We start from the raw sequence: 6,985 nt of genomic DNA on the forward strand, positions 1-6,985 counted from the left end.
AACGCTTAAAGGTTTCATTAAAATAACGCACCTTGCGTTGCTGAACTGTTAATCTTTCATATTCACTGACTGTTGCCATCTCATTTTGGTTTATTGTTTATAAACCTCTATTTTCGGTCAACATATTCAGGCAAGGACAACTCCTGAGAACAAACATCTGATAACTGGAAATAGGTAACTGAAAAAAAATAAAAATGCCCAGGTGGCGAAATTGGTAGACGCACCACTTTGAGGGGGTGGCGCCCTAACGGGTGTGGCAGTTCGAATCTGCTCCTGGGCACAAAAAAATGTTATCTGTTGTCAGTTAGCTGTTACCTGGCTAGCGACGAGGACGGTATCCTTAATTACAATCTTTTTCTTTTATCAGTATTTCAACCTGTCATCCTGAACGAAGCGAAGGAAATCGTGCTACTGCGACAAATTTTGATCTCTTATCGCTAAGTTCACTCAGCTGCTGATGAGCAGCCTTCTGGATGACAGCGTTTTTTGTACCCTATTTCTTCTTAGAAGCCTTCCAGCGTGTCATCCTGAACGAAGTGAAGGAACTTCGTGCCATGAGTCAAAATTTGAGTTAAACTCACTAAGTTCCCTCAGCTGCTGAAGGACAGCTTTCGGGATGACAGGGCGTTTCATTTGAACGTTATCGTATCCCAGTTAGGATTTGTTTTGGCAATTAAAAGTTCCTTCTTTTCCCTTCTCCATCCTTTAATCTCCTTTTCTCTCATGATTGCCTCATTGATGTCAGAAAATTGTTCGAAGTAAATCAGATTATAACAGTAATATCTTCCTGCAAAAGATTTTCGATTTCCTCTGTTCTCATGATGCTCATAAAGCCTTCTTTCGAGATTGTTCGTTACACCCACATATAGTGCTGTTTTATCTGGATTGGTAATGATGTAAACATAAAAGTTATAATTCCACATAAATTAAATTTATATGGAATAGATAGAATGAGATGGAAATTGCTATTTAACGGTAGTTTAAATTTAGGGAATGGTATAATTCAAAATCTTAGCTAAAATCACTAAGTTCCCTCCTGCGTCGGGATGACATCCTGCTTTGAGCCATTTTCAACTCGATAGCTATCGGGTGTCAATTAAAAGCTCCAGTCCATCATACGCTAGAAAAACCCCTTCAGGCAGTTCTTTAGAGACTTCCCGATGAGTGCCCATATTGTGGCTAATGTGCGTGATATAGGTTTTTTTTGCTCCGATCTCGGCTGCGAGTTGCAGGGCTTCGTCCAGGGTAAAATGAGAGATGTGTTTTGTTTTCTGCAGAGCATTGATTACCAGCAGTTCTGAACCCTTTATTTTGAGCTTTTCCTCTTCTGAAATCGAATTCGCATCGGTGATATAAGTAAACCCTCCTATCCTGAAACCGAAAACAGGCAATTTGAAATGCATCACAGAAATGGGCATCACAGAAATTCCGGAAACATCAAAAGTCTGGTTTTCCTCAATGCTGTTCAGCTTTAATCGGGGTATACCTGGATAATTATTCCCAGAGAAAATATAATGAAACTCCTTCCTCAGTGCCTCCTGGACCCTGATATGGGCATAAATATCAATTTCGGATTGCTGTTTGTGATTAAAGGCGCGTACATCATCCAGTCCTGCGACATGATCTTTGTGTTCATGAGTAAACAGAATTGCATCGAGATGCTTCACCCCTGCCCGAAGCATCTGGTAGCGAAAATCAGGCCCTGCATCGATTACTAGTGTTTTCCCCTGATCTTCAATCAGAACAGATACCCTCAAACGCTTATCATGCTTGCTGTTCGAGGAACAAACCTCGCAATCGCAGGCAATGACCGGTACGCCCTGAGAGGTTCCTGTTCCTAAAAATGTGATCTTCAAAACTCTATTTTTGTTTGTTTCAATACGTAAAGGAATGCTTTTTGCTTCTCATCAAGCAGGTTTTCATCAGTTTCTGATCGCTGTACCAAATCAGCAAGAGAATTGATTTTGCTCTCCAGATTGGAAAATTTATTCACGATCACTATCCTGTCCTTCTCCAGAACACAGGATCCGGTCTTAAAATTGCCCTTTTCATAACGCAGCTTAAATCCAAGAGTTTTAATCAGGGCTTCGAGCTTATCGAGTGTATGCTGAGTATAACTAAGGGTCATTGCATTTCAAAAATAACAAAAAAGGCTTCAAACAATTGTTTGAAGCCTTTAAATAATTTTTATAAACCTTATCGAAGATCCACAACTTCTACACCCGGATAAAGCTTAGAATCAAAGGCAAAAGTTGACTCAGGCACCTTAATATTCGGTATAAATGTCTTGATACTATAGGTATAACGGTTACCATTTTTGTCGAATATTAACGCGTTAACTATTTGCTTACTCAATTTATCAATCTGCAATTTTACTTTGAAAAAGCTGCGTTTGGTATCTGTCGGACTCAAATCAATGTTATGCACCATTTTTCCGTTCACTTTGGTATCGTTCGTATAAAGTGATTTAAAGCCCTTTTCATAGATCGTGAACAATTTTGCAGGATTTAACGCATCTGCCGAATTATCAACCTCACTCACCTGAACCTCTTTATCCGCTTTAAGGTAGGTCCACTGATTTTTACCATCACTGATCAGCTCCTGCCCCTTCAATACCACCTTATACTTATTCACCTTCGATTTCACAAACAAGGTCCCGCTCTGGGTTTCTTTGATTTTTGCCTCCGGATTTTCAAGGGTGTATGAAAATTCTGTCTTAATCACGTCATAACTGCGGTACTTTTTGGAAACTTCTGCCAAAATTGCCTTTGCTTTCACTTCACTCTGCGCCATCACACTTATTCCGGAACCTAAAACAAGAAACGCAGCTATAAATAACTTCTTCATTTGATTTTTTCTTTAGTTAATCATTCTTATCCAATGTATTCAAGAACTGTTCCAAAGAATATTCGTCAGGTATCAGAACTTCTCTGGCCTTGCTCCCTTCAAATGGTCCGACGATATTTGCGGCCTCCAGTTGATCGATAATACGGCCAGCCCTGTTATATCCTAATTTCAGCTTTCGCTGAATTAAAGAGGTAGAACCTTGCTGATGCATCACAATCAGTCGGGCAGCTTCTTCAAACATCGGATCCCTGTCGGAAGCATCAAAGTCTTTTGCCGATGAATCAGCATTTTCATCCAGATATTCAGGCAGCATCCAGGCAGAAGGATATCCGCGCTGAGAACCGATAAATTCTGACACTTTTTCCACTTCCGGAGTATCTACAAAGGCACATTGTATCCTGATCAGGTCGCTTCCTGTGGATAAAAGCATGTCACCGCGACCAATCAATTGATCGGCACCTCCACTATCAAGAATAGTTCTTGAGTCAATTTTAGATAATACCCTAAACGCCAAACGGGCAGGGAAATTCGCTTTGATCGTGCCGGTAATAATGTTTACTGAAGGACGCTGGGTTGCAATTACAAGGTGTATACCAACCGCACGGGCCAATTGGGCAATCCTCGCAATCGGTGTTTCCACTTCCTTACCGGCTGTCATCATCAGATCGGCAAACTCATCAATAATCAGTACGATAAAAGGCAGAAAACGATGCCCTTCATTTGGGTTAAGCTTTCTGCTGATGAATTTCTGATTATACTCCTTGAGATTCCGGACATGTCCGTTTTTCAGAAGGTCATAACGCAGATCCATCTCGATACAAAGAGAATTTAAAGTGGTGATCACCTTTTTGGTATCTGTAATGATCGCATCAGCTTCACCTGGCAATTTGGCAAGAAAATGTCTTTCAATCTTCCTGAAAAGCGTTAATTCCACTTTTTTGGGATCCACCAGCACAAACTTTAATTGCGATGGATGCATTTTATATAATAATGAGATCAAAATCGCATTGATACCAACTGATTTTCCCTGTCCGGTAGCTCCTGCGACCAGCAAATGCGGCATTTTTGACAGGTCGGCAATATAAACCTCATTTGAAATCGTTTTCCCCAATGCAATAGGCAGATCCATCGTAGTATTCTGGAATTTCTCTGTTGCAAGCACAGAACGCATCGATACCATTTCCGGATGCTGATTCGGAACCTCAATACCAATAGTCCCCTTTCCGGGCATCGGGGCAATGATCCGGATACCCAGTGCGGCAAGACTCAGGGCAATATCATCTTCCAGATTTTTGATCTTCGAGATCCTGACTCCGGGAGCCGGAATGATTTCATAAAGGGTCACCGTAGGGCCGATAGTTGCCTTAATCTTATCAATCTCTATATTATAATGGTTGAGTGTTTCAACAATTTTATTCTTATTGGCCTCAAGCTCTTCAGAATTAACCGCAATCTTATTGGAACCATAATTTTCGAGAAGATCCAGGGTTGGGTATTTGTAGCTTGACAAATCCAGCGTTGGGTCATACATGCCGAATTGCTCAACCAGTTCAGTGGATTTCTTCTCCTCCTCTGTTTTCTCAATGGTTAGCGGGGGAGATTCTTTAAGGTCATTAGATACTGCCTGAGAAGTTTCAAAAGGGACATTTTTAGCAGGACTGAGTACAACTGGTCTGTGCTCCTCGGGTTCAGGCTCTTCTGTAACTTCAACAGGCGGAAGGTTCTGACTCAGCTTTTGTGTATTTCCGTTCGTAGTTTCCTGTCCGGAGCGATTTGGCAAGTTAAATTCCACCGGCGCATACAAGACTTCATCCTCCAGTTCAACCTCATCGCTGGTTTCAGGAACAACATAGTTAGGTTTCGCGCTGCGCTCCGGTAATTTAAAGTCAATATTATAAGCAATGATCAATACGCTTAAACCAGCAAATGCCAGTAATCCGGCTGTACCGGCATCACCAATCTGGGCTTGCAGCAGACGATTGGTCCAGAACCCGAACTCTCCTTCAAGAAAATGCGGGTAATCACTGATGAAAGCATGGAAAAATGCAAGAGTTATTGAAGTAAATATCAGTAAAAAGAAGGAATAAGCAAGTGTCTTAGTGATGGATAAAACCCTTATTTTAAATAACATACGGTATCCGATGATAAAAAAGACACCGATAAAGAGGAAGGATGCGACACCAAACCACTCATAAATGAATTGATGGGATAAGAGCGCTCCTAATTTACCAAGCCAGTTTTGGACTGCAGGCTGGTTAAGCCCCATTTCAGTCAGTTCTTGCTGAGTTTTCATCAAATTACTCCAGCCACCGTTTGCATCGATCACATAACTCTGATCATCCTGCCATGTGAACAAATAAGAAGTAAAGGCCACCATGAAATAAAGCGAAACGATCAAAAAGAACAGGCCTATTATCTTTATTGTCCGGTCGTCATTCAATTTGAACTTCGGTAGATCCTCAGCTGTTTCTTTCGGAACCCGCTGTTTTGGGGCAGGCTTAGACTTTGGCTCATCGCGAAAAGAATTGGCACTCCTGAATTGGTTTCCTTTTAGTAAGGGCATTCGAAATTTTGCTAAATATTGACAAATATAATGTTATAAAGAATATCTGAGATAGCCTAAATCTGCTGCATTTTTTATTTAATTTTCTTAATATTGATAAACAGATGTTTAGTTCATTTAATACCTTATAAAATGGATCAGGATTTACTGGAGGAATACATTGTAACAGGCAATGCAATTGAATTATATGCGCTTCTAAACTCTAATCCGAAACTTGCCATTCAAAAAACGAGTCAGCAGATTTCTCCTATACTGCTCTGCTGTTACTATAAAAAGCCTGAATTAGCTGATATTATTTTAAAGCATGTTCCCGAAATTAACATTTTTGAGGCTGCTGCCTTAGGAAAGAACGATCATATTACGAACATTGTCGCAGAAAATCCCGGCCTGGTTCATGAATTTTCTGATGATGGATTTACACCACTTAGTCTGGCTGCCTATTTCGGAAACGAGGATATAGTCCGGATCCTTCTTCTTAGTGGTGCAGATCCAAATATCCCTTCAAAAAACGGGTTTAGCGTATACCCTATCCATTCTGCTGTGGCTTCAAATTACACCATGATTGCCAAAATGCTTCTGGAAGCAGGTGCTGACATCAATGTGGTACAAAAATCGGGAGCAACCCCGCTTCATTCAGCTGCCCATAATGGCAATATTGAACTCCTGATCGTTTTACTGGAGGCCGGGGCTATTGTTGGTGCCAAAATGGAAGACGGTAAAACTGCTGCTGACAAGGCTTTTGAGAAGGGTTTTCTTGAAATTGCAAAAATTCTTTCCTGACAGACCACTTTATTTCTTTCCTGAAAACAACCAAACGTGACTTATTTGCGTAGATACTTCAAACTAAATAAATAATTTATGAAAAAGTCCCTACTCTTTGGTTCCATTAAATCAATTTCCCTGATTATGCTATCTGTGCTTGTACTTTCAGGCTGCAAAAAAGATGAAGTTGAAGAACCTGTCAGCCTTATCAAAAAGGTTAATGTTACATTAAGTGGTGCACAGGAAGTGCCTGCAGTTACTACCAGTGGTACCGGTACAGCAGAGATTTCTTATGATCCTACAATGAAAATGATCACTTACAAAATCACCTGGCAATTAGGAAGTGCATCTGCAACAACAAGTAACATGCATTTTCATGGTTCTGATACCGGCAGTGACGCGGTGAGTTCTGGTGTTGCGCTCGGTATAACCGGATTTGCAACTGGAAGCAGTGGCACTTTGAGTGGAATGACAGTCGCCCTGACCAGTGCCCAGGAAGCACAGTTATTGGCTGGTAAATGGTATGTAAACATTCACAGTTCAACTGTAGGCTCTGGTGAATTAAGAGGGAATATTAAATTCTAAAGAAGCTTAAGTTACTCCGGTCTTGATTCGGGATAAATTCCAAATACCTACAGCTAAAGCTGTAGGTATTTGGATAGCTATTGGAATAGGAGGTTCCCACTTTCGTGGTATTCTAGGTTTAACTTATCTCCAAATTTAATTTAAAATAGATTCTATCATGCTGCTCTCTCGTAATTTTCCACATATGATTCCCCTCTTTTAATCAGTGCGAACATCCTTAAGATCAGC

At 40.7% G+C, this 6,985-nt stretch carries 7 protein-coding genes and 1 tRNA gene; 3 read left to right on the top strand and 5 right to left on the bottom strand.

The window, feature by feature from the left end:
• Positions 1 to 196: 196 nt before the first annotated feature.
• Positions 197 to 280: transfer RNA gene (locus Q8M41_RS03530), tRNA-Leu, on the top strand.
• Positions 281 to 629: 349 nt separating this feature from the next.
• Here the strand turns inward: Q8M41_RS03530 and Q8M41_RS03535 are convergent.
• The 5 genes from Q8M41_RS03535 to Q8M41_RS03555 all read right to left on the bottom strand — a co-directional run bounded on the left by Q8M41_RS03535 (position 630) and on the right by Q8M41_RS03555 (position 5,410).
• Positions 630 to 923 (bottom strand): GIY-YIG nuclease family protein, encoded by a 294-nt coding sequence (locus Q8M41_RS03535; RefSeq protein ID WP_305363864.1) that lies wholly within the window; start codon positions 921 to 923, stop codon positions 630 to 632.
• A 159-nt stretch (positions 924 to 1,082) separates the two neighbouring features.
• The gene (locus tag Q8M41_RS03540) at positions 1,083 to 1,856 is read right to left on the bottom strand and encodes an MBL fold metallo-hydrolase (protein ID WP_305363865.1); all 774 of its coding nucleotides are present in this window, start codon (positions 1,854 to 1,856) and stop codon (positions 1,083 to 1,085) included.
• Positions 1,853 to 2,128: a hypothetical protein gene (locus Q8M41_RS03545; RefSeq protein ID WP_305363866.1), complete on the bottom strand. Its 276-nt coding sequence runs from the start codon at positions 2,126 to 2,128 to the stop codon at positions 1,853 to 1,855. The genes Q8M41_RS03540 and Q8M41_RS03545 overlap by 4 nt, the downstream gene beginning before the upstream one ends.
• A gap of 68 nt (positions 2,129 to 2,196) precedes the next feature.
• Entirely contained in the window at positions 2,197 to 2,847 is a 651-nt protein-coding gene (locus tag Q8M41_RS03550) for an outer membrane lipoprotein carrier protein LolA (RefSeq protein ID WP_305363867.1), read from the bottom strand.
• A 16-nt stretch (positions 2,848 to 2,863) separates the two neighbouring features.
• Positions 2,864 to 5,410, bottom strand: a complete 2,547-nt coding sequence (locus tag Q8M41_RS03555; RefSeq protein WP_305363868.1) for a DNA translocase FtsK — start codon at positions 5,408 to 5,410, stop codon at positions 2,864 to 2,866.
• Between the two features lie 132 nt (positions 5,411 to 5,542).
• Here Q8M41_RS03555 and Q8M41_RS03560 point away from each other — a divergent pair, with 132 nt between their 5' ends.
• The gene (locus tag Q8M41_RS03560; RefSeq protein ID WP_305363869.1) at positions 5,543 to 6,190 is read left to right on the top strand and encodes an ankyrin repeat domain-containing protein; all 648 of its coding nucleotides are present in this window, start codon (positions 5,543 to 5,545) and stop codon (positions 6,188 to 6,190) included.
• A 78-nt stretch (positions 6,191 to 6,268) separates the two neighbouring features.
• Positions 6,269 to 6,757 carry a CHRD domain-containing protein gene (locus Q8M41_RS03565; protein ID WP_305363870.1) on the top strand — a complete coding sequence of 163 codons (489 nt, stop codon included), beginning with the start codon at positions 6,269 to 6,271 and terminating at the stop codon, positions 6,755 to 6,757.
• Positions 6,758 to 6,985 lie beyond the last annotated feature (228 nt).

It is taken from the genome of Daejeonella sp. (assembly GCF_030684675.1).
Taxonomy (GTDB): domain Bacteria; phylum Bacteroidota; class Bacteroidia; order Sphingobacteriales; family Sphingobacteriaceae; genus Daejeonella.